The 21,381-nt window shown below is 38.1% G+C and carries 25 protein-coding genes; 7 read left to right on the plus strand and 18 right to left on the minus strand.

What is annotated here, in order from left to right:
* Positions 1-97 precede the first annotated feature (97 nt).
* Positions 98-1,591, minus strand: coding sequence for a leucyl aminopeptidase (locus tag LIS78_RS25110; RefSeq protein WP_195781665.1), 1,494 nt, complete (start codon positions 1,589-1,591; stop codon positions 98-100).
* 246 nt (positions 1,592-1,837) lie between these two features.
* Here LIS78_RS25110 and LIS78_RS25115 point away from each other — a divergent pair, with 246 nt between their 5' ends.
* A complete protein-coding gene (locus tag LIS78_RS25115) occupies positions 1,838-2,314 on the plus strand; it encodes a divergent PAP2 family protein (RefSeq protein ID WP_045291581.1) in 477 nt (158 codons plus the stop codon).
* Positions 2,315-2,356: 42 nt separating this feature from the next.
* Here the strand turns inward: LIS78_RS25115 and spsC are convergent, their stop codons facing one another.
* The 3 genes from spsC to LIS78_RS25130 form a co-directional block, all read right to left on the minus strand.
* The gene (gene spsC / locus LIS78_RS25120) at positions 2,357-3,004 is read right to left on the minus strand and encodes a stationary phase survival protein SpsC (protein ID WP_209150726.1); all 648 of its coding nucleotides are present in this window, start codon (positions 3,002-3,004) and stop codon (positions 2,357-2,359) included.
* A gap of 81 nt (positions 3,005-3,085) precedes the next feature.
* On the minus strand, positions 3,086-3,409 hold the full coding sequence (locus LIS78_RS25125) for a YuiB family protein (RefSeq protein ID WP_195781663.1): 324 nt from the start codon (positions 3,407-3,409) through the stop codon (positions 3,086-3,088).
* 123 nt (positions 3,410-3,532) lie between these two features.
* Positions 3,533-4,747, minus strand: a complete 1,215-nt coding sequence (locus LIS78_RS25130) for an NAD(P)/FAD-dependent oxidoreductase (RefSeq protein ID WP_195781662.1) — start codon at positions 4,745-4,747, stop codon at positions 3,533-3,535.
* A gap of 493 nt (positions 4,748-5,240) precedes the next feature.
* Here LIS78_RS25130 and LIS78_RS25135 point away from each other — a divergent pair, with 493 nt between their 5' ends.
* A complete protein-coding gene (locus tag LIS78_RS25135) occupies positions 5,241-6,233 on the plus strand; it encodes an NAD(P)/FAD-dependent oxidoreductase (protein WP_195781661.1) in 993 nt (330 codons plus the stop codon).
* A 26-nt stretch (positions 6,234-6,259) separates the two neighbouring features.
* Here the strand turns inward: LIS78_RS25135 and LIS78_RS25140 are convergent, their stop codons facing one another.
* From LIS78_RS25140 to LIS78_RS25155, 4 genes are all read right to left on the minus strand, one after another.
* Positions 6,260-6,778 carry a hypothetical protein gene (locus LIS78_RS25140; RefSeq protein ID WP_195781660.1) on the minus strand — a complete coding sequence of 173 codons (519 nt, stop codon included), beginning with the start codon at positions 6,776-6,778 and terminating at the stop codon, positions 6,260-6,262.
* 149 nt (positions 6,779-6,927) lie between these two features.
* A complete protein-coding gene (locus LIS78_RS25145) occupies positions 6,928-7,293 on the minus strand; it encodes a HesB/IscA family protein (RefSeq protein ID WP_013059620.1) in 366 nt (121 codons plus the stop codon).
* A 75-nt stretch (positions 7,294-7,368) separates the two neighbouring features.
* Positions 7,369-8,223: a diaminopimelate epimerase gene (gene dapF / locus LIS78_RS25150; RefSeq protein WP_195781659.1), complete on the minus strand. Its 855-nt coding sequence runs from the start codon at positions 8,221-8,223 to the stop codon at positions 7,369-7,371.
* A gap of 302 nt (positions 8,224-8,525) precedes the next feature.
* On the minus strand, positions 8,526-8,765 hold the full coding sequence (locus LIS78_RS25155; RefSeq protein ID WP_033580454.1) for a YuzB family protein: 240 nt from the start codon (positions 8,763-8,765) through the stop codon (positions 8,526-8,528).
* A 383-nt stretch (positions 8,766-9,148) separates the two neighbouring features.
* Between LIS78_RS25155 and LIS78_RS25160 the strand changes: the two genes are divergently transcribed.
* Positions 9,149-10,213 (plus strand): NAD(P)/FAD-dependent oxidoreductase, encoded by a 1,065-nt coding sequence (locus tag LIS78_RS25160; RefSeq protein ID WP_013085326.1) that lies wholly within the window; start codon positions 9,149-9,151, stop codon positions 10,211-10,213.
* Positions 10,214-10,256: 43 nt separating this feature from the next.
* On the opposite strand, the gene LIS78_RS25165 is transcribed toward LIS78_RS25160, so the two are convergent.
* Positions 10,257-10,583 carry a YuzD family protein gene (locus LIS78_RS25165; RefSeq protein WP_195781658.1) on the minus strand — a complete coding sequence of 109 codons (327 nt, stop codon included), beginning with the start codon at positions 10,581-10,583 and terminating at the stop codon, positions 10,257-10,259.
* Between the two features lie 193 nt (positions 10,584-10,776).
* On the opposite strand from LIS78_RS25165, the gene LIS78_RS25170 reads away from it, so the two are divergent.
* Positions 10,777-11,007: a NifU family protein gene (locus tag LIS78_RS25170; protein WP_013059625.1), complete on the plus strand. Its 231-nt coding sequence runs from the start codon at positions 10,777-10,779 to the stop codon at positions 11,005-11,007.
* Between the two features lie 89 nt (positions 11,008-11,096).
* On the opposite strand, the gene thrB is transcribed toward LIS78_RS25170, so the two are convergent.
* The 5 genes from thrB to yutH form a co-directional block, all read right to left on the minus strand.
* The gene (thrB, locus tag LIS78_RS25175; protein WP_195781657.1) at positions 11,097-12,011 is read right to left on the minus strand and encodes a homoserine kinase; all 915 of its coding nucleotides are present in this window, start codon (positions 12,009-12,011) and stop codon (positions 11,097-11,099) included.
* Complete coding sequence (gene thrC / locus LIS78_RS25180; RefSeq protein WP_025752680.1) at positions 12,005-13,066, minus strand: threonine synthase; 1,062 nt, start codon at positions 13,064-13,066, stop codon at positions 12,005-12,007. Before thrC ends, thrB begins: the two co-directional genes overlap by 7 nt.
* On the minus strand, positions 13,066-14,367 hold the full coding sequence (locus LIS78_RS25185) for a homoserine dehydrogenase (RefSeq protein WP_195781656.1): 1,302 nt from the start codon (positions 14,365-14,367) through the stop codon (positions 13,066-13,068). Before LIS78_RS25185 ends, thrC begins: the two co-directional genes overlap by 1 nt.
* A 241-nt stretch (positions 14,368-14,608) precedes the next feature.
* Positions 14,609-15,598, minus strand: coding sequence for a 2-hydroxyacid dehydrogenase (locus tag LIS78_RS25190; protein WP_209150728.1), 990 nt, complete (start codon positions 15,596-15,598; stop codon positions 14,609-14,611).
* A gap of 117 nt (positions 15,599-15,715) precedes the next feature.
* Complete coding sequence (yutH, locus tag LIS78_RS25195; RefSeq protein WP_013059630.1) at positions 15,716-16,717, minus strand: spore coat putative kinase YutH; 1,002 nt, start codon at positions 16,715-16,717, stop codon at positions 15,716-15,718.
* A gap of 176 nt (positions 16,718-16,893) precedes the next feature.
* Here yutH and LIS78_RS25200 point away from each other — a divergent pair, with 176 nt between their 5' ends.
* Positions 16,894-17,394, plus strand: coding sequence for a phosphatidylglycerophosphatase A family protein (locus LIS78_RS25200; RefSeq protein WP_013059631.1), 501 nt, complete (start codon positions 16,894-16,896; stop codon positions 17,392-17,394).
* A 37-nt stretch (positions 17,395-17,431) separates the two neighbouring features.
* Here the strand turns inward: LIS78_RS25200 and LIS78_RS25205 are convergent, their stop codons facing one another.
* Together LIS78_RS25205 and LIS78_RS25210 are read right to left on the minus strand one after the other, a co-directional pair.
* A complete protein-coding gene (locus tag LIS78_RS25205) occupies positions 17,432-18,202 on the minus strand; it encodes a TIGR01457 family HAD-type hydrolase (RefSeq protein ID WP_013059632.1) in 771 nt (256 codons plus the stop codon).
* 71 nt (positions 18,203-18,273) lie between these two features.
* Positions 18,274-18,711, minus strand: a complete 438-nt coding sequence (locus tag LIS78_RS25210) for a DUF86 domain-containing protein (RefSeq protein ID WP_195781652.1) — start codon at positions 18,709-18,711, stop codon at positions 18,274-18,276.
* 162 nt (positions 18,712-18,873) lie between these two features.
* On the opposite strand from LIS78_RS25210, the gene LIS78_RS25215 reads away from it, so the two are divergent.
* Positions 18,874-19,140, plus strand: coding sequence for a DUF3055 domain-containing protein (locus LIS78_RS25215; RefSeq protein ID WP_195781651.1), 267 nt, complete (start codon positions 18,874-18,876; stop codon positions 19,138-19,140).
* Between the two features lie 48 nt (positions 19,141-19,188).
* Here LIS78_RS25215 and LIS78_RS25220 read toward each other — a convergent pair whose 3' ends face one another.
* Positions 19,189-19,464 carry a YutD family protein gene (locus LIS78_RS25220; protein ID WP_013059635.1) on the minus strand — a complete coding sequence of 92 codons (276 nt, stop codon included), beginning with the start codon at positions 19,462-19,464 and terminating at the stop codon, positions 19,189-19,191.
* Positions 19,465-19,660: 196 nt separating this feature from the next.
* Here LIS78_RS25220 and LIS78_RS25225 point away from each other — a divergent pair, with 196 nt between their 5' ends.
* The gene (locus LIS78_RS25225) at positions 19,661-20,302 is read left to right on the plus strand and encodes a YhcN/YlaJ family sporulation lipoprotein (protein ID WP_252284486.1); all 642 of its coding nucleotides are present in this window, start codon (positions 19,661-19,663) and stop codon (positions 20,300-20,302) included.
* Between the two features lie 119 nt (positions 20,303-20,421).
* On the opposite strand, the gene lipA is transcribed toward LIS78_RS25225, so the two are convergent.
* A complete protein-coding gene (gene lipA / locus LIS78_RS25230; protein WP_013059637.1) occupies positions 20,422-21,321 on the minus strand; it encodes a lipoyl synthase in 900 nt (299 codons plus the stop codon).
* Positions 21,322-21,381 lie beyond the last annotated feature (60 nt).

Raw genomic sequence — 21,381 nt, forward strand, 5'->3', positions numbered from 1 at the left:
CTTACTAAAAAGAAAAAACATTATGTAAACATATTAAAAAGAAGCATCCTCGATGCTTCTTTTTACGTTTCTTTATATCACTGCTATGTTCTTTTCATTAATTGGCTTCAAATGAACAAACCATTGCAGCTAGTGTTCGCACCATCACGCCTGTTGCACCTGAAGGTCCTAATTCATGAGAAGCAGCGGACGTTGCAGTTCCAGCAATATCCAAATGAACCCATGGTGTTTTCTCTGCAAACTCACCAATAAAGGTTCCTGCCATAATTGCGTGCCCCTCCCGTCCAGGAGAGTTGTTTAAATCTGCTACCTTACTTCCCCGAACACGCTTTTTGTCTCGTTCTGTAATAGGCAGCTCCCAAATCGGTTCGCCTGTCTCAATGCTTGCTTTCGCTATTTGCTGCAATAAAGCAGAATCATTCGTCATTGCCCCAGTTGTATGTGTACCAAGAGCTACAATTACACCACCCGTTAATGTCGCCACGTCTACTAAATAATTTGCTCCATGATGCTTGGCATATGAAATACCATCAGCTAATGCTAAACGCCCTTCAGCATCTGTGTTCAGCACTTCTATTGTCTTTCCATTCATTGCTGTAATAACGTCATCTGGTTTAAAAGCACGCGCGCTAATTACATTGTCCGTTGATGGAATGACCGCTACTACGTTTTGATGAGGTTTTAATTCTCCAATCGCTTCCATTGCACCAAGAACAGATGCAGCTCCACCCATATCTGTTTTCATGCCTACAATCCCGTCTTTAGATTTAATAGAGTAACCACCTGTGTCAAAGGTAATCCCTTTTCCTACCAACCCAATAACGTCTTCCCATTTTTCTTTGCCTTTATATTTCAGTACGATCATTTTAGGAGGCTCTGCGGAACCTTGATTGACTGCTAACAGGGCGCCCATTCCTAATGTTTCCATTTCTTCTTTTTCTAAAATTTCATATTCAAAACCGTATGTATGTGCCATTTCTACTGCATAATTAGCTAAATCTGTAGCCGTTAGCATATTGCTTGGTAAGTTAACGAGGGTGCGCGCTGAGTTTGTTGCTTTTCCGTACGTATATCCAACCAACGCAGATTGTACAACGTCTTTATAACAAGAAAACAGTTCAATTTTCTCAAGCTTCTTGTCAGGTTCATTTGATTTCTTTTTATAGTTTTCAAACTCATACATAGCAAGCTGTTGAGCTTCTCCTAATAAAGCTGCAGTTTCTGGATCTGACCACGCTCCTGTATCAAATGTAGAAAGGGCGACCGATGCGTTTGAAATCTTCGCTTCTTTTAACTTTTTAAATAAAAGCCCAAAGCTCTCTTTGAGCCCATTTTTAGTTAGCGCTTGTTTTCGTCCGAGCCCTACAAAATAAAGACGTTTTGCTCCTAATTTTCCTAGTGTATGAATCGTTGATATACGTTTTTCTTGTACACGTATATCCCCTTCCTTAATCAAATGAATGAGCTGTCCACCTAAAGCATCATCAATTTCTTTTAGAAGGCCTTCAAACTGTTGGTTTTGATTAAATAAACCGATTACGAGCGCTTCTGCTTGGCGATCAACACCAAATGTTTCTACATGCGAAAACATAAAATTCCTCCCTTTTACGTATAGATATATTATTTTTATTTATCATCTGCTTTGTTTAATCTATTCAGCAAGTGGAATATATAACATATTCACCACTGTTTTCATCTATATACATATGATAGCAGAAATACAATTTTTAATCACAGTTCAAAAACCTTAGTTTCACACATATACTTACATCTACCGCTTTTTTTCATCATACGGATTTAGCTTTTCAGACATTTTAAGTTGAGGGAGGACATCTCAATGGAGTTATTCTCAAATTTTCCACTTTGGAGTTCATTAATCGCTATTTTCTTTGCTCAATTTATTAAAATTCCCCTTTCTTTTGTAGCTACTAAAAAAATAGACGGCAGCTTATTTTTTAGTACGGGGGGCATGCCAAGCTCTCACTCCGCCGCTGTAACTTCCTTAGCAACTGCCATTGGGCTAGCAGAAGGTCTTAAATCCCCTATTTTTGCTCTCTCCGCTATTTTTGCCATCATTGTCATGTTCGATGCTAAAGGAGTAAGAAGACACGCAGGAGAGCAAGCAACGGTTTTAAATCGTTTGGTTGAAGACTTTCAGCGCGCAGTAAAAGAGGCAAAGTTGTGGACGACCAATGAAGAGGACGAAAAACAAGTGAAGCTAAAAGAGCTGCTTGGGCATAAACCCATTGAAGTTTTCTTTGGAGCCTTAACAGGAATAGCAGTTGCTTTTGTGATGTATTATGTATGGCCATAAAACATAAGAAAACACATGAAGAATTCTTCATGTGTTTCTCGTTTATTTCACCTGCTGACGAAAAACTTGCATCGATTTCTTTTCGTTCAGCATTGTTAACTCTTCTTCAGTTAAACGGCCGTCTCCTGATTTCACTACATAGACGTTTAATTCTTTCTTACCCCATATGTTATACACATCAGAAACAGTTTCAAAGTATAAATCAAGATGATTGCCTTTAATAGCCCCACCTTTATCTGCTACCACTCCGTAGCCATAGCCCGGAATAAACAAGATCGTGCCGATTGGAAATATGGTTAAATCAGCAGCGATAGTTGAATATAAGTCACGTTTTACTTTAACGCCCGAATATGTAATACCATACCCTGGATGATTGGGATTTTTCCCAGTTGATTCGTAACCAGCTGTGTAACCCGTAGCCAATACATTCTTAGTTGGATAACGCGACCAATCAAATGCTTCTTCAATCGTCAGACGCTCTTTCTCATTGCTAGCTGCTTCAGCTCTTAGTGGTTTTAGAAATGATGGTAAGAGCCTTTCATTCATTAGAGGATGCCCTATACGGTTTATAAAAGGCATAGATTTGATGACTGTGATTATTGGGACGCCAGTAATTGCTTCATATGTCGTAAACAGCGCTCCAACCAGTAATAGGCACATAATGAATCGCTTTGCTATTTTTCCAATCATTGTGATTTCCACAACTCCTCTCACGAATCTATTTGTTTCCAACATAAAAACAAATTATTCGTTTGCGAGAAGAATTTACATTTAAAACATTTGGTATCCTCTTGTTCGTAAAGATTTAATGGTAAGCCCTGAAGCTAGTGCACCTATAAACCCAGCCATTAAAATCGCAATGTCAGCTGTAGCTAAAGAGAGCAATTTTGCCCCTAGCTGCTGAAAGGATTGAGCGGGATGTTGAATGTAATCAACTGCCCGTACATCATCAATAATAAAAATAAAAATCACGGGATAAATAATGGCCATAATCCAAGACATGCGAAGCAGCATATTCAATAAGAAACCGATTCCAAAAAACAAAACAAAAAACAACAAGATGGAGATAATTAGTACAGGCACACTCATTTCCATTGCTTTTCGCCTCCGTTACTCTTTATACTCTCAGTTTACTTAAGAGTAATCAAGGCGTCAATCACAGAAAAGTAAGTTAATACCAAAAAAAGCAAAAGGTTTAAAGACCTTTTGCTTTTTGTTTTAAAAGAAATTAAATTTTCCCTTTTTCAATACAAGACCTGCTCCGCCTTGAAGGAAAAGCGAGCGATTATCAACAACTTTTTTCATAAAAGATGCGCTTGAACCAAATAGTTTCCGACCGTATACAACGCCAATTGCGTCATCATGCCCTAATGAACATACCGTTCCTTTAATATCTGGTTTGAACTCGCTTAATTCTTTTTGACCTTTCATCAAACGGCTAATATTTTCAGCGCAGGTACCGCCTTGCTGCATAGCGATTTGAGCTGTTGGCGGATAAGGACGTTCTGTTTCCGGGTTAATCATTAGTGAACAATCTCCAATAACAAACACATCTTCATGTCCTGGTGCCAGCAAGCTATTGCTTACTTTTACACGTCCGCGCATGTTCTCAAATCCAGCTTTTTCAATTACATGACTGCCTCGAACTCCTGCAGCCCATACAACTGTTGCTGATTTGATTTCTTCCACTTGGTCATCTTTTGATACAATAATTCCTTCTTCTGTACACTCTTTAATCGCTGTTCCGATCTTGAACTCGATTCCTTTTCGTTCTAGTTGTGTTACCGCATATTCTACAAGTTCTGGATCAAAGCCTGGTAAAGCTGTAGGCGCTGCTTCTACACAAATAACGCGTACTTTTTCACGCGGAATATCAAACTCTTTGCAAAGCTGAGGGACTCGGTTCGCTAATTCTCCCACAAATTCAATGCCGGTAAAGCCAGCACCCCCAACAATAATTGTCAGAAGTTCGTCTCTTTTTTCCGCTTCATTGTTGTACGTCGCAAACACATAATCAATATGCTCACGAATTTGACGTGCTGCATTAATGCTCGTAATGGTAAATGCATGTTCTTTTAAACCTTTAATTCCGAAAGTTTCTGCTTCATATCCTAAAGCAACAACTAAATAATCGTACGTTAGCTCACTGTTTTCAAGAAGAACACGCTTTTCATCTAACTTAATATCTACGACCGTGTCTTTAATAAATGTAACCTTATTTGTGTTAATTAAATTTTTAACAGGAACACGAGAGCGATCTTGATGAATTGTACCTGCTGATACTTCATGAAGCCATGTCGTTTCGTAGTGGTAATCGTTTTTATTTACCAAAACAATTTCCGCATCGCTAGCCCCCAGTTTCTTTTGTAAATTAACAATTGTCATAATGCCGCCATACCCGGCACCCAAAATGACGATTTTAGGCTTTTTCATAGGAATGTCATCCACCTTTTTTAGTTATAGTCACAAGTATGTCTTACAAATATAATGATAAGAGCAATTTTATTTGGTTTGCTTTTTTATGTTAGTTTGAGCAAGAACGATCATCGCTATCCATTTATTATTCATATAAGAAAAATAATGTGAACCACTTCACGTTCTTTTTTAAAAAAATACATTTTTTCTTTTTCAAAAAAATGTAAGCATAAGTCCTAGCTTGATTTACACAAACATCTTATGCTTTTTTAATCGTTTTTTCAACCCTTCACTTTGTATTTACAAGCTTTTAAATTTTCAATTACTTTCCTGTATACCCAGTTTTATATTTGACCAAAACGTGTGGTTATGTTAATGATTGCAAATACTGATCATTAAGTTGAGAAAGTTTCTCAAACATTCCAGCGTGTTTTAATGATATTTTATAATTTACTATGCTATCATAAAGTAGAATATGCATTGGCACAGAACAATCTAGAGGTGATTATAAATGAAAGAAGATAAACAAGTATATGATATTACCATCATCGGAGGCGGCCCTACAGGCTTATTTACAGCATTTTATGGCGGTATGCGTCAAGCGAGCGTGAAAATTATTGAAAGCTTGCCACAGCTTGGGGGACAGCTTTCTGCTTTATATCCTGAAAAATATATTTATGACGTAGCTGGTTTTCCAAAAGTACGCGCTCAAGAATTAGTCAATAACCTAAAAGAGCAAATGGATCAATTTAAACCTGCAGTTGCGCTAGAGCAAGCCGTAGAAAAGGTAGAAAAACAAGCGGACGGCGTATTTCGATTAACTACTAATTCTGAAGTCCACTATTCAAAAACACTTATTATTACGGCTGGAAATGGTGCCTTCAAGCCCCGTAAAATCGAGCTAGAAAACGCAGAACAGTTCGAGCAAACGAACCTTCATTATTTTGTGGATGATATGAACAAATTCAAAGGCCGCAAAGTATTAGTATGCGGGGGCGGGGATTCTGCTGTAGACTGGTCTCTTATGTTAGAGCCGATCGCAGAAAAAGTAACGTTAACTCATCGCCGAGACAAGTTCCGCGCTCATGAACACAGCGTAGAAAACTTGCATAATTCATCAGTTGATATTAAAACACCATATGTACCGGTTGAATTTATTGGAGATGACCGTATTACACAAGTTGTGTTAGAAAATACAAAAGGCGAAGAAAAGACAGTAGTAGACGTAGATGATGTTATTGTAAACTTTGGATTTGTTTCTTCTCTAGGTCCAATTAAAGAATGGGACTTAGATTTAGAGAAAAATGCAATTGTTGTTAACTCAAAGCAAGAAACAAATATTCCTGGCATCTATGCAGCAGGTGATGTCTGCACATATGATGGAAAAGTAAAACTCATCGTGGCAGGATTTGGCGAAGGTCCGACTGCCGTTAATAACGCTAAAGCATACATTGATCCAAAGGCTCGCTTACAGCCTATGCACAGTACGTCAATGTTCTCATAAAAAAAGCAGGCTCTCGCCTGCTTTTTTTATTGCTGGATTGGTGTAACCATTCGATGAATGATTTCACTCATCATTTCTGCATCACTGCTTATTAAACAGATTTCATAAAAGTAATGGTTTCCTTCTTGACTAGTTACGCTCATTCTGTAGGCCTTCAAACCTTCGAGCTTGCTTAAATATTTTACTACCTCTGATTGACCGACAATACGTTCAATAAGCAGAATATGCTCTCCTTCAACTGCTCCGTAGCTTGCGGCCAGAGATGCGTTAGCATTTTCATAATAGCGAATGTAAGGTTCAGAATGGTTAAGAGACGCAGAGGACGAGTTTTGATGACAGGCTTCACCTGAGGAAAAAGGCAAATGTTGAACAAATAAATGCGATTCACTGAAGTGAATACTTTTTGCATCCTTAGACTCCATTTTCCTACTTTCAAGTTTTAACCAGTTTATAAACCCCTTCCATAGAATAGGCAGAGTGTTTTTTTTGCGAAAACTTCCGTAACCTCCTACTTGTTCCGCGTCGTAACGAGTCGCATCTATCAAATCCGTTCATCTCCTCTTTTTTATTGAGTATAAAAAAGACTGATTATTCAGTCAACATGTTTGGTAGATGATGTAACATACAAAAATTTCTCACTAAAAAAGCTTTCTTCACCAGATGAGGTGAAGAAAGCTTTTTTATAAAAATATACTTAGCACTCTTCAGGAGCACCTGCGTTGCTTGCTGTACGGAAAGAAGAGCCGCAGCCGCATGCTGCAATGGCGTTCGGGTTATCAATTGTAAACCCTCCGCCTAGCATAGATTGCTTGTAATCAATTTTTACATCTTTTAAAATTGGAGCACTTTCGCTATCTACAAGAATCTTAATGCCATGTTGTTCAAACAGCGTATCGTTTTCATTTACTTCGTGAGCAAAACCCATGCCGTAAGAAAGACCTGAACAGCCTCCTCCATTTACATTAACACGTAAATAAGCATTTTCTTCTTCATGTTCTTTCATCATATCTTTTATTTGAAAGCTTGCAGCTTCTGTAATTGTTAGGATATCTTGACTCATTTTTAAACAGACCTCCTTTTTTGTTTAGTATACGACGAAATGTCTGTGACGACAAATCGTCTGCCTCTTCATTTTTTAATAATAATACGTGCCGTCACAAATCACATTGGCTGGACCTGTCATTAATACATTGCCTTTATTTTGCCAAACAATCGTTAAATCTCCTCCAGCGAGGTGTACGACAGTAGGAACATCTTTTTTCGTCTTCTCATTTAACACAGAAGAAACAACAGCAGCGCATGCTCCTGTCCCACATGCTTGAGTGATACCCGAACCTCTTTCCCATACACGAAAGTTCAGCTCTCTTTCGTTCACTACCTCAACAAATTCAACGTTCACTCCTTCTGGGAAACGCGAATCTTTTTCAACCACAGGGCCTAATGTAGTAAGAGGCGCTTGTTCAATATCATTTACGTAAAAGACGACGTGAGGATTTCCCATTGATACAGCCGTCCCTTTTAACCGTTCTTTTCCAAATTCCATCTCTTCATCAACAACTTGGTGTTGGCTTGCTCCCGTCATTGGAATTTGTTCTCTAGCTAAAATAGGCTCTCCCATATCGATTGTTACTTCTGGAACTTCATTTCCCTGCGGATGCACCGTTGCTTCTACAACTCCAGAAAGCGTTTCGATAAAAAATCTTTCGCTTGTTACTAAATTATGTTCATATGCATATTTAGCTACACATCTTAAACCGTTTCCGCAGTTTTTTGCTTCCGAGCCGTCATTATTAAATACGCGCATTTTCACATCTGCACGTTCAGATGGACAAATAAGAATCATTCCATCCGATCCGATTCCCGTATAAACATTTGAGACTTTTACAGCAAGCGGTGCTAACTCTTGCTCTTCTATATGTTCTTCAAACATATTTACGTAGATATAGTTGTTGCCAAGCGCATGCATTTTTGTAAACTGAAATTTTTTCATATTATCACCCATTATTTTTTTATGTAGCTCTAGTATAAAGTGATTCTCTTTTGTACACAATAATATCATCCCCCGTTTTTTTAGCTCCTTAATCATAAAGATTAAGGGGTTTTTTATTTTGTCCTCCTTTGGAGTATTAAAAAACAAAATAAGCATTATGATTGCAAAGAGGATGGTTAAAGCGCAGATATTTGCTCAAAAACGCATAAAAAAGCACGGCAAAACTAGCCGTGCTTACATCATCTATTCTATTAGCCTCATGTCCCTCTCCTGATAAAAAGAGATACGACAGCGGGGATAGTTTAAAACATTGGGTTTTCTTCTAAATGAATGTAGATATTATCTACTAACTGTTCAGGTGTTTCCGCCGTAACAATCTCTCCGTTCACCAAGGCAAATAAAGATTGTGAACATTTCCCGCAATAACCTAAACATCCGTATTCAATAATATCTAGATTTGGATCTTTTTCAAGCTTTTCTAAAGCTGCTTGAGAACCGCTGGCTAAATTGCTAACGCAAAATTCAATAATTGGCTGTATCACGTTTTTCACCTCTCTACTATTAGTTTATCCTATCTCCTTTCATTTTCAACGTCAACTTTGGAAATTTACGTTCATTTTGCACATGCTTTTTAGCTTCATAGACTTTTTTCAAAAAAACGTATAAACAAAGCTTCATTACGGGGATAGCTTGAAATTATGTTGAAACATATTGTGGTTTTTTATTAATTTAGTTATACTTTTATGTATAGAAAACCAAACGAGGTTATATTAAATTATTATTTAAGTAAAATATGTTATCTTATATAGCCTTTCATATCTTTTTGGCAACCATCCTTATTAACGGTAATTTGTACTCTCCTATTCTTAAAAGCAAGAATAATAGAGAGAAAACAAAAATGCATGAAGCTAAAGGGGAAATTCACATGAAGAACCTTGTCATACTGGGCGGCGGATACGGTGGTATGCGCGTTTTGCAGCGCCTTTTTCCGAATCAATTGCCTAACGATGTAGAAGTAACGCTTATTGACAAAGCACCTTATCACTCACTAAAAACTGAATTCTATGCACTTGCAGCTGGAACAATCTCTGATCAGCATGTTCGTGTTGCTTTTCCTGAACACCCTCGCTTAAAGATTCGCTACGGCTGTGTAAAACGCATAGACCTGAAAGAGAAATGTGTCTATGTGGATGATCAAATGATCGCTTATGATGACCTGATTGTAGGACTCGGATGTGAAGATAAATATCATGGAGTTCCCGGAGCTCTTGAGCATACATACAGCATTCAATCCATTGATGCTTCACGAGCAACTTATCAGACATTAAACAACTTGCCCGCCCACGCTACTGTTTCAATTGTAGGAGCTGGATTAAGCGGAGTAGAACTAGCAAGCGAGCTAAGAGAAAGCCGCCCGGATTTAAAAATCATCTTATTTGACCGCGGTAAATTAATTTTATCTGCTTTCCCAGAACGTTTAAGTAATTACGTTCAAACTTGGTTTACTTCAAACGGTGTCGAAATCGTAAATAGTGCTAATATTACAAAAGTAGAACCGAACATTCTTTATAATCATGATGAGCCCATTCAAAGCGATGCAATCGTGTGGACAGCGGGTATCCAGCCAAATAAAGTGGTACGCGATTTAGACGTAGAAAAGGATCCTCAAGGACGCGTCGTATTGACAAAATACCATAACTTGCCTGACGATGAAAATGTCTACATTTTAGGTGATTGTGCAAGCCTACCGCATGCACCAAGTGCTCAGCTTGCAGAAGGTCAGGCTGAACAAATTGTGCAAGTACTTCTTCACCGCTGGAAAGGCGAAGCACTTCCGGATGAATTGCCAACTATTAAATTAAAAGGCATACTTGGTTCATTAGGCAAAAAGCATGGATTTGGCTTAGTTGCCGAACGTCCAATTACAGGACGCGTAGCTCGATTATTAAAATCAGGTATTCTTTGGATGTATAAACACCACAGTGGATAAAATAAAAGCCGTTAGATGACTGACAATCTAACGGCTTTTTTCATTATGATGCGCAGAAACCATACTTCTCCATTTCCTCAAATACGCGCTTTAATTTCGGATTGCCTTCCCCAACAATTTCTCCATTAATGACCACTACAGGATAGAATAAATCTTCCTCAATCACACGCTTGGCAAAGGCTGCCTTCTTCGGATCTGCAGGCGGCTCGTTTATATCTACATATGTGATAACAAACGGTTGGTTCGGATATTTGCGAGAAATCGCTGCCTCTAGCCAATCATAGGTGTCTTTTGAAGACGGCAGGTTAACACAGCTTGCACAAACAATTTCAGCTCCATAAATGCACACTTCTACCTCAGTTGATTGCATAGCACATCCCCCTTGAATCTTTACATACAAACTGTACGATTATTCACACTTTTACTTCATTATGAATACTATTTTACACAAAACTGATTCATTGCACATCTTTTTCTTTTAAGGTAACATTACGATGTATACTCCAATAGATTTTTCATGAAAGACCGTTTATAATAAGAGTAGAAGAAAGGAGTCGATAGTTATGTCAGAAATGCACGAGCAAGTTCAAGAAGTATTAGAAAAACTTCGTCCGTTTTTACTTCGCGACGGTGGAGACTGTGAGCTAGTAGACGTAGAGGATGGTATTGTAAAATTACGTCTTTTAGGCGCTTGCGGAAGCTGCCCAAGTTCAACAATTACGCTAAAAGCTGGTATCGAACGTGCCCTTTTAGAAGAAGTACCTGGTGTAGTTGAAGTAGAACAAGTATTCTAATCTCTTTGATTTTATGATAAAAGCAACCTCCCATTTTATTGGGGCTTGCGAATAAAAAATCCTCATTCAAATGAATGAGGATTTTTTTATTAGCTCGTTGTCACTTCAGCTTCTACAAATACACCTTTGCGATCAATTTGTAAAACATCTATTTCGCAGTTCGGCAGTAAAGCATACATATGTTCAGCAATCGCTTTGCCTTTTCCTTTTGGTGCTAAACATAACACACTCGGACCGGCTCCACTTAGTGACACACCGTATGCGCCGAGAACTTTTGCTTCTTTTCGCACAAGAGAAAGCTCTGGCACGAGTCTCATGCGATAAGGTTCGTGATATAAATCTTTCTCCATAAATTCGCCTACCAGAGGTAAATCTTTATTTAACAGGGCTGCTACTAGCATGTTCCCGATTGCCCCAGCTTCTACTGCGTGGCGATAATTAATATCCGAAGGCAGCACATCACGAGCATCGGTTGTTTTTAATTCATATTCTGGAATAGCCATCACGATATCGACATCAAATTCAGGTATTTGAGCAATATATGTTTCATTTTCATGATGGTAACCAACAACGATTCCGCCGTAAATAGAAGGGCTGACGTTATCGGGATGTCCTTCCATTAAGCTGCTGATGCGAAGCTTTTCTCTTTTTGATAAACGCAAGTCACACAGTACATTGGCCAGCTCGATTCCAGCTACGATAGCCGATGCGCTGCTTCCAAGTCCCCTTGCTAATGGAATATTGCTCCAAACAGAGACCTTCGCACTTGGAAGATCAATGTTAAATTGACGAGCCACGTCTTGTGCCACTTCATACATTAAGTTATCTGTACCTGTAGGAATACTTTGCACTTCTTTTGTCTCAGCGATAAAAATCCATTCGTCATGACGCTCTACTGTTAATCTTAAGTAGCGAGATAAAGCCACTCCAATGGAATCAAACCCTGGCCCTAAATTAGCAGAGCTAGCTGGGACCGTAATGACAAAACGTTCATTTTCTAGCATGAAGCAACGACACCTTGGATATACTCAAATACCTTTTCTTCATCATTTGGTAAAACCACTGGCTTTACATTGTGAGCATCGATTGCTACGTTTGGATCTTTTAATCCGTTACCTGTTAGTACAGCGACAACCGTTGAACCTTTTGCAATTTTACCAGAAGCTACATCTTTAAACACACCAGCTATTGAAGCGCAAGAACCTGGCTCTGCAAATACACCTTCTTTGCGTGCAATTGTACGATATGCTTCTAAGATTTGTTCATCTGTTACTTCATCAATTTTTCCGTTTGATTCTTTTGCTGCGTTTACAGCATAATCCCAGCTTGCTGGATTTCCGATTCGAATAGCCGTTGCAATTGTTTCTGGATTTTCGATAACTTGATTACGCACGATCGCCGCTGCACCTTCTGCTTCAAACCCGTGCATATGAGGAAGAGACGTTTGGTGACGTTCACTGTATTCTTTGAATCCTTTCCAGTAAGCTGTAATATTACCTGCATTCCCCACTGGGATAGCTAAAACGTCAGGCGCTTTTCCAAGCTGTTCACAAATCTCGAAAGAAGCTGTTTTTTGCCCTTCAATACGGTATGGGTTCACGGAGTTTACAAGTGCAACTGGTGATGTTTCACTTAGCTTACGAACCATAGAAAGCGCTTGGTCAAAGTTTCCTTCAATTGCTACAATTTCTGCACCATACATAACAGCTTGAGCTAATTTCCCCATCGCAATTTTCCCATTTGGAATAACAACGATACAGCGCATGCCAGCGCGTGATGCATAAGCTGCTGCAGCTGCGGATGTGTTACCGGTAGATGCACAAATAACCGTATTGCTTCCTTCTTCTTTTGCTTTTGCTACAGCCATTACCATTCCGCGGTCTTTAAATGACCCCGTTGGATTTAACCCTTCTACTTTCACGTGTAAATCAATGCCTAGCTCTTTTGATAAATGAGCAAGATGAATTAAGGGCGTATTTCCTTCATGTAGTGTAAGCATAGGTGTTTTCTCTGTTACAGGTAAAAATTCTTTATATTCAGCTAATAGACCTTTCCACATCATACTGTGCCAACTCCCTCTACGCGGTAACTGCTTTTTACATTTTCTACAATTGGTAAATCCCGAAGCTGCTGAAGGATTTCCTCATAATCTTTTTGAGATGTTTTGTGTGTAACAACAACAATTTCAGCTAATTCGCTTCCTTTCACAGGAAGTTGGATAATTTTTTCGAAGCTCACGCCACGCTCTGAAAATAGTGTTGTTAATTTTGCAAATGCTCCAACTTGATCTTTAACATGAATACGTAAGAAATGCTTCGAGAACATTTCATCTTCTGTTTTTAACTGTTTTGGATACTGAGGTGTTACCGCACTTTTCCCATTCACACCTAAACGCATGTTTTTCATAACACCTACTAAATCTGATACAACAGCAGTGGCAGTTGGCAGGCTTCCTGCCCCCGGTCCATAAAACATCGTCTCGCCGACAGCTTCTCCGTATACATATACAGCGTTGTACTCATCGCTTACTGAAGCAAGAGGATGTGTATCTGCTAAAAGAGTTGGTTGAACACTAACTTCTACATTGTCTCCGTCACGATGTGCATATCCAATCAGCTTCATCGTATAGCCTAATTGTTTACTATATTGCAAGTCGTCTTCTGTTACTTCTGTAATACCTTGAACACGAACATCATCCAAGTCAATTTTCATTGAAAAGCCTAGTGTAGCCAAGATTGCCATTTTGCGAGCAGCATCTAAACCACCTACGTCAGAAGTTGGATCCGCTTCAGCATATCCTAAATCCTGCGCTTCTTTTAACACTTCATCATAAGCGCTTCCTTCTTTTGTCATTTTCGTTAAAATGAAGTTTGTTGTTCCATTTACAATTCCCATCATTTTGGTAATACGATCAGATGCTAATCCATCTGCTAATCCACGAAGAATTGGAATACCGCCTGCTACACTTGCTTCATAAAATAAATCACAGCTATTTTCAGAAGCTACTGTTAATAATTCTGAGCCGTAAACTGCCATTAAATCTTTGTTTGCCGTTACAACATGCTTTTTATTACGAAGGGCTGTTAAGATATAATCTCTTGTTTCTTCAACGCCACCCATTACTTCAATGACAACGTCAATCTCCGCGTTATGTAAAACGTCTTCAACATTCGTTGTTAATTTATCTTCACTGATTTCTACGTCACGTTTCTTATCAATATCTTTAACTACTACTTTCTTAACTTCTACAGGACATCCGACTTGATGACTTAATTTATCCTGATGATTTTCAATAATTTTGACTACTCCGCTTCCTACCGTTCCTAACCCTAATAATCCTACTGAAATACTTTTTGTCATATTCCTCACCTCTGTGTTCTTTCTACGTATACATTTGTTCTCTTATAGAGGACATTATAGACCTTATTTTTCTTTTTTACAAGGTTTACTTGCCATCTTTTCTCGTAAACTCGTTAAAAAAATTGGTATATAAAGATAAATGTAAATTTTTAAAATATTTCATTTTATTATCATAACATGGCTACCACTGTTTTTTAATAAAAAAAAGACAATTTCACCGAAATGAAATTGCCTTTTTCCACTATGATTTTTTCGCAAACGCTTCTTTATTTACAATTGTAATAGGAGACTCGTTTGTGAGAACTGCTTTAATGTTTTTTACGCATAAAGAAATCATTTCCGTGCGCGTTTCGATACTCGCACTGCCGATATGAGGAAGAGCTACAACATTAGGCAATTGAAGAAGAGGGTGAGAAGCAGAGATAGGCTCTTGATCGAATACATCCAAGCCAGCTCCAGCAATTTCACCGGATTGAATCGCATGTAACAATGCTTGCTCATCAACCACTGCTCCTCTTGAAGCATTAATAAAAATCGCAGTTGTTTTCATCTGTTCAAATGCTGATGCATTAAATAAATGTTTGGTTTCGTCCGTTAACGGTGTCAAACAAATAACAAAATCAGATCGTTCAAGCAGCTCATTTAACTCACAGTAAACTGCATCGAGCTTTTTTTCTGCTTGAAGGTTGCGGCTTCGATTGTGGTACAAGATTTCCATATCAAAACCTGTAGCACGTTTCGCAAGCGTCTCTCCAATTTTCCCCATTCCAACAATACCTAATGTTTTATGATGAACATCTCTACCTGCTAACAAAAATGGACTCCAGCTTTTCCACTGATTTTCTTTCACATATCCAGCAGCTTCTACTAAACGTCTAGCTACACTCATTAATAAACCAAACGTTAAATCTGCTGTTGTATCAGATAAAACATCGGGCGTATTAGAAACGATAATTCCTCGTTCAGTTGCCGCTTCTACGTCAATATTATCGAATCCGACCGCCAAGTTAGCTACAAGCTTTAAATGAGGAGCTTGCGTAAGCAATTCACTGTCAATACGATCTGACAGCATTGTTAATAGAGCATGTGCGTGCTTAGCTTTTTCACAAAGCAGCTCATGAGGGACTGCCTCATCTTCTTTATCCCACATTTCCACATTCGCTACTGCCTTTAAAGGTTCGATTAATTCATTCGGTATTTTTCTCGTAATAAATACAAACGGCTTGTCCATATGTACGCCACCTCTTTATCCTTTTTAAACTGCATGCACAAAAACAAAATAGAAAAACGGGTTTGGATTATCCAACACCTATTTTTCTATTTTATCATATTCTATAGTAATCGCTTTTTAATGAATCCATGTTAATTCAGGAATGTGATAACGAGACGTTGAAATACCCACCGACTGGTAAAAGCGCTTCAGAAAAGCTTCGTAGTGAGAAGAATGAGCTAATACTCCTTCCAGCTTCTCATAATACTTTTGTTTTTGCCGCTCATCTTGTACACTGTAGTACCCTTCAATTACCTCAAAATAATGAACAGGAAAAAGAAGTCTAGCATATAACAGTCTCCATGAAAAAGAAGAAAGCGGATTTACCTTTTCGTATTCACTTAAAAACTGATGCATGTGCCTTTCATCGACAGCGTATGTTAATAAATATTGTTCCCTTATATATTCAGCTATATCTCTGCTCGGATGATCGAAGACCCAATCTGCTGGGAGCTTGTAAACGTAGTCCTCCCCCCATGTTTTTTGCCCAAACCGATGATGACAAATCGTCGCAGCGTCAACTGAACGAGGCAAATCGTCAATTTCCGTGTCTACTAGGTATTGAATAGCATTTTCCGTTAATCCTAGGTAATAAGGAAAAGTTTCTAAAAAACGTTTTTCCATCTCTTGATTAGGCAAAGCACGTAATCTTCCATACCAAAATTGCTCCATCTGGTCGAGACGCTTCTCCCACATGGACTTCCATTGCCCTAGCCGGTTTGCTTTTTCCACTTCATAAGGAAACAGCCTCCCTTTTTGATGAAAAACAGCTAGCTCGTGCCCAGGTGAAAAATTGGGGTTTTTCTCTTCCGCAAGACAGCGGCAAATGATAAATTTTTCAGTTTCAGTTTCTGTAATCATTTCACCATTCAAATTAGGCATAAATGTTGCCACATGGCGATCACCTTGCCCCATCAGAAATTGACTCATTTGATATAGTTCATTTAACTCGTCTTGTTCCATTTGCTTTACATTAATGATTGTATATAAAATATCTCGATACTGAAAACCTTCAAATTTACCAACGGGCATAAATTCATTTGGACGTAATCCGTAGTGCTCATAAATGGTTTGTATCATTTTAATCCCTCTCTTCATTCATTCAAGAAATTATATGATGGAAAACAACATTACTTGTCATAATATTTACGGAGGAATGAATAGATTAGAAATACACCATTTATAGTTATTTACTCCGGGTTAGTAGTATGAAACAACTTTAGACTTAAAAATATATAGAAAACAGGTGATGATACTTGGAGAAAAAACATACACAAAGTGAGTTAGAAAAAAAAGCAAGAGAATGGTTAATAGAACGCGGCGTGGCTCTTACAGACATTGCTGAACTGGTCTATTACTTGCAAAAAAAGTATCACCCAAACTTAACAATCGAAGACTGTTTATATAACGTTGAGCGCGTCATTTCTAAACGAGAAGTTCAAAATGCTATTTTAACGGGTATTCAATTAGATGTCCTCACGGAAAAAAAAGTTATTGAGCCGCCTCTGTTGGATATTCTTGAGAAAGACGAAGGTTTATACGGTATCGACGAGATTTTAGCATTATCGATTGTAAATGTGTACGGATCAATCGGCTTTACCAATTACGGGTATATTGATAAACAAAAGCCAGGTATTCTAGAACGATTAAACGATAAATCGACTGGAGAGTGCCATACTTTCTTAGATGATTTAGTAGGCGCAATTGCCGCCGCTGCTTCTAGCCGGTTAGCGCATCGGGCTGCCAGTCAAGAATAGGTTCTAAAAACAAAAAAAGCTGTCAATTGACAGCTTTTTAAATTCGCTCCATCCACTCTTTTAGTGAATCTACCGTATAAGTTGGCTTTTTCTCATATCCTTCTAGTAACTCTCTTGTTGTTACCCCTGTATGGACTAATAATGTATCTAAGCCTGCATTCATCCCTGCTAAAATATCTGTATCATAATAATCACCAATCATGATTGTTTCTTCTTTTGGCGTACCGATGACTTCAAGGGCTTGCTCCATAATAATACTTTCTGGTTTGCCAATAAATACTGGATTTGTTTGAGTAGAAACCGTAATAACGGACGTGATAGATCCATTACCAGGCAGTAGGCCTCTTTCAGTAGGAATCGCAATATCTCCGTTCGTTGAAACAAAAAAGGCGCCGTTTCGAACGTTTAAACATGCTTTTGCTAATTTTTCATATGTAATTTCTTGATCCAAACCAACAACTACAAAATCCGTATCTTCCTCTTCAATGGTAAATCCTTTTTCAAGCAACGCATGTCGGATTCCTTCTCCACCAATTACATAAGCTGAAGCATTTGCTTTGCGTTCATGCAAATAATTAGCTGTTGCCTGACTTGTTGTAAAAACTTGCTCTTCTGTTGCAGGAATGCCAAATGCCTCTAGCTTTTCAGCTACTTTATCAGGCGTTTTTGTTGAGTTGTTTGTTACAAATAAATAAGGAATTCCTTTTTCCTTTAATTTAATAACAAAATCACGTGCCTCGGCAATTAGCTCTGTTCCTTTGTACATTGTTCCGTCTAAATCAATCAAATATCCTTTATATTCCTTCATGTTGTGTGATCTCCTTTCAAGTGTCATACTTGAAATCATAGCTTATTTTTTATACTACTACAACTTTGTCTTTAGTTACGAAAAGCAGACACAGGTCCTAATTCTGTTTCTAGGTATGTCCTTACGCGCTCTGAAAATGCTGCCAATACGTCTTTATGCTGCATCACTTTTTGATAAATATCCTGATGATTAACATCCACATATTCTTGAACAAGGCTTTTACGCAATTGAACGATCTCTTTTAATGGCGTTTCTTCCTCTTTTTTAACCACTTTCTCATCAACTAAAATGTCAATGATATCGTCGTAACTGCCTGGATCTCTCATAATAAATCCATCAATCATTGCATTCCCTACATCTAAAACGTTTTCAATTAAAAGATGTACAATTCTCTCTAATGCCTTTTTCTCTATTTCTGTGTTCCAGCTCGAATGCTCAGTGAACAAACGAACATGTTCATCAAAAAAACCAAGCGTGGCTTCTATTTTTTCACGATCTACAAAGTACATATTATTTCCTCCCTAGTTGTCAGCTCTCTATAAATCTTTTTTCATAAACAAACGGGGTTCCTGTTCTATTTTATCATGACCCATTATCCATTTGATAAATTCATTTTTGTTTTTGACCTTATTTGATATGATACAAATACAACCTACGAAAGGAGTATACCTATGAGCGAACGCTTTTATCTATATGACGATGTTGTATCTACAAAGACCCGGTTTGTCAGCTTTATGGGCGAAAATCAACGATTTGATTTAGCTATTATCCAAACCGACCGTTATTATGGCAAACAAGTTGTTCTTGATATTCAAGGAGGACGTTTTGCCATTATTGGTCAAGATGACCTTGAAGAACCAAACTATCTTGAAGAAGTATTTAAATTAAACAATGAAGACGGTCAGGAACTTCGTGAATTTTTATATGAAATGATCTAAAAAAAAAGGCAGCGTGAAGGACAATTAGTGTCTTCGGCTTGCCTTTTTTTACTTATGGACTTTTTTTAAGACAAAATACGCACAGCCAAAATTACAATATTCATGTAAATAGTCCTGAAGCGTACTAATCTTCGTATCATACGTTGCCTTTTGATTTCGGTCATCAAAAAAGCCTCGCAGTCGAAGCTGATTGTATCCCCAATCTCCCACAATATAGTCATAGCGGCTCAGCACATCGATAAAGCGACCTCTAAACGCCTCTTCATTAAATGCCTCGCGCTCATCTTTTAATACTTCATAACAAATATTATTGATACAGACCATTGCTCACACCTCTTCTCTTAAAATTTACCATACCATAATTATGATGATGAAACCATCAATTAACATGAAATTTTTCACGTATAAGCAGCACTCTAATCCTGTAGGAGTTTTATCGGTATACCTACTGATCTTTTATGCTCCACATGAAGGTTCGCCGGTTTACCTGGCGTACGATATTTAATTACAGGAGGTGGAAATGGTGAAAAAATCTATTCTTGGAATCGCTTTGATAACAAGTATTTTAACCATCGGCTGTCAAAATAAAAACACAGCTGAAAATGAAAATTTATCACCAAACAACCCAGATGCCATTAATGTAAACGAGCCTAATCATTATTATAATCCAAATAATAATACCGGCACAAATTATGGATATGTCCGATACACTAAAAACACAAATGAACAAAATTCCAATATGAACCAAGTAGGAACATTTAATCGAGAAGAAGCAGCCGACAATATTAGTAAACTGAGCACCGCTATTCCAAATATTAAGCAAGCCGCTACGCTAGTAACCGATAAAGATGTGCTTGTTGCTTATAAAACAGATGCTAAAAATAGGAATAACGCAGCCGATCAGGTAAAACGTACAGCTATGTCTGTAGTTCCTCGTTATTATCATGTATACGTCTCAGATAATCCGAAACATATGGACCAAATCGAAAATATTAGTGAAATGAATACGCAAACGAATGATGCTAGAAAACGAATCGATGGAGTTATTCAACAAATGCTACAATCTCCCCAAGGGCGTAAAATGAACGGCGGAGAAGATGCAAACGGTAGAGAGAAAAACGAATTGAATGAATCGATGACGGACAAAGATATGGTGGAATAAACGAAACAGATAAAATCTAAGTTCACCGTAACAAAAAAACGAACCACTAATCAAACAGTTTGATTAGTGGTTCGTTTTTCACTTCGGCTAAACTACTTTTGTTCCAGTCTCTTTTTACCTTATTTGCTTTCTTGTGCTTTGTTTTTTGCAGCAGCGTTAACTTGCTCATCTGCATGGTAAGAAGAACGTACAAGAGGACCTGCTTCAACATGGCTGAATCCTTTTGATAAAGCAATCTCTTTTAGCTCTTCAAACTCATTTGGATGGTAATATTTCTGAACTTTTATGTGCTTTTTAGTTGGCTGCAGATATTGCCCTAGCGTCATAATATCTACGTTATTCGCACGCAAGTCATCCATCGTTTCAATAATTTCTTCTTTTGTTTCCCCTAGACCAAGCATGATACTTGATTTTGTTGGGATATCCGGCTGCATTTCTTTTGCACGGCGAAGGAACTCAAGAGAACGCTCATATTTAGCACGAGCACGAACACGAGGCGTAAGGCTGCGTACTGTTTCAATATTATGGTTTAGAATATCAGGACGTGCGTCCATTACAATACGTAAGTTCTCTTCCACACCGCCCATATCAGAAGGCAATACTTCAATTGTTGTAAATGGATTTTTACGACGAATCGCACGAATTGTTTCAGCTAATACGCTTGCTCCTCCGTCTTTTAAATCATCGCGAGCTACTACTGTAATAACCGCATGTTTTAAGTTCATTAGCTGAACAGAATCTGCTACGCGTTCTGGCTCTTCTAAATCTAATTCTGTTGGTAAACCTGTCTTAACCGCGCAAAAACGACAGGCACGTGTACATACTTCTCCTAAAATCATAAAAGTTGCCGTACGACGAACAGCCCAACACTCATGAATATTCGGACATCTTGCTTCTTCACAAACTGTATGAAGGTTTTTCTCACGCATCATTTTCTTTAAGCCTGTGTAATTTTCGTTTGTGTTTAGCTTAATCTTCAGCCACTCGGGTTTGCGGACATGCTCTTCTTTTGTTGCCATATTATCAACTCCACCAATCTAGAAAATGTCTATAACCTATATGCTTAATTTTAACTACAT

The organism is Priestia megaterium (assembly GCF_023824195.1).
Lineage (GTDB): Bacteria > Bacillota > Bacilli > Bacillales > Bacillaceae_H > Priestia > Priestia megaterium_D.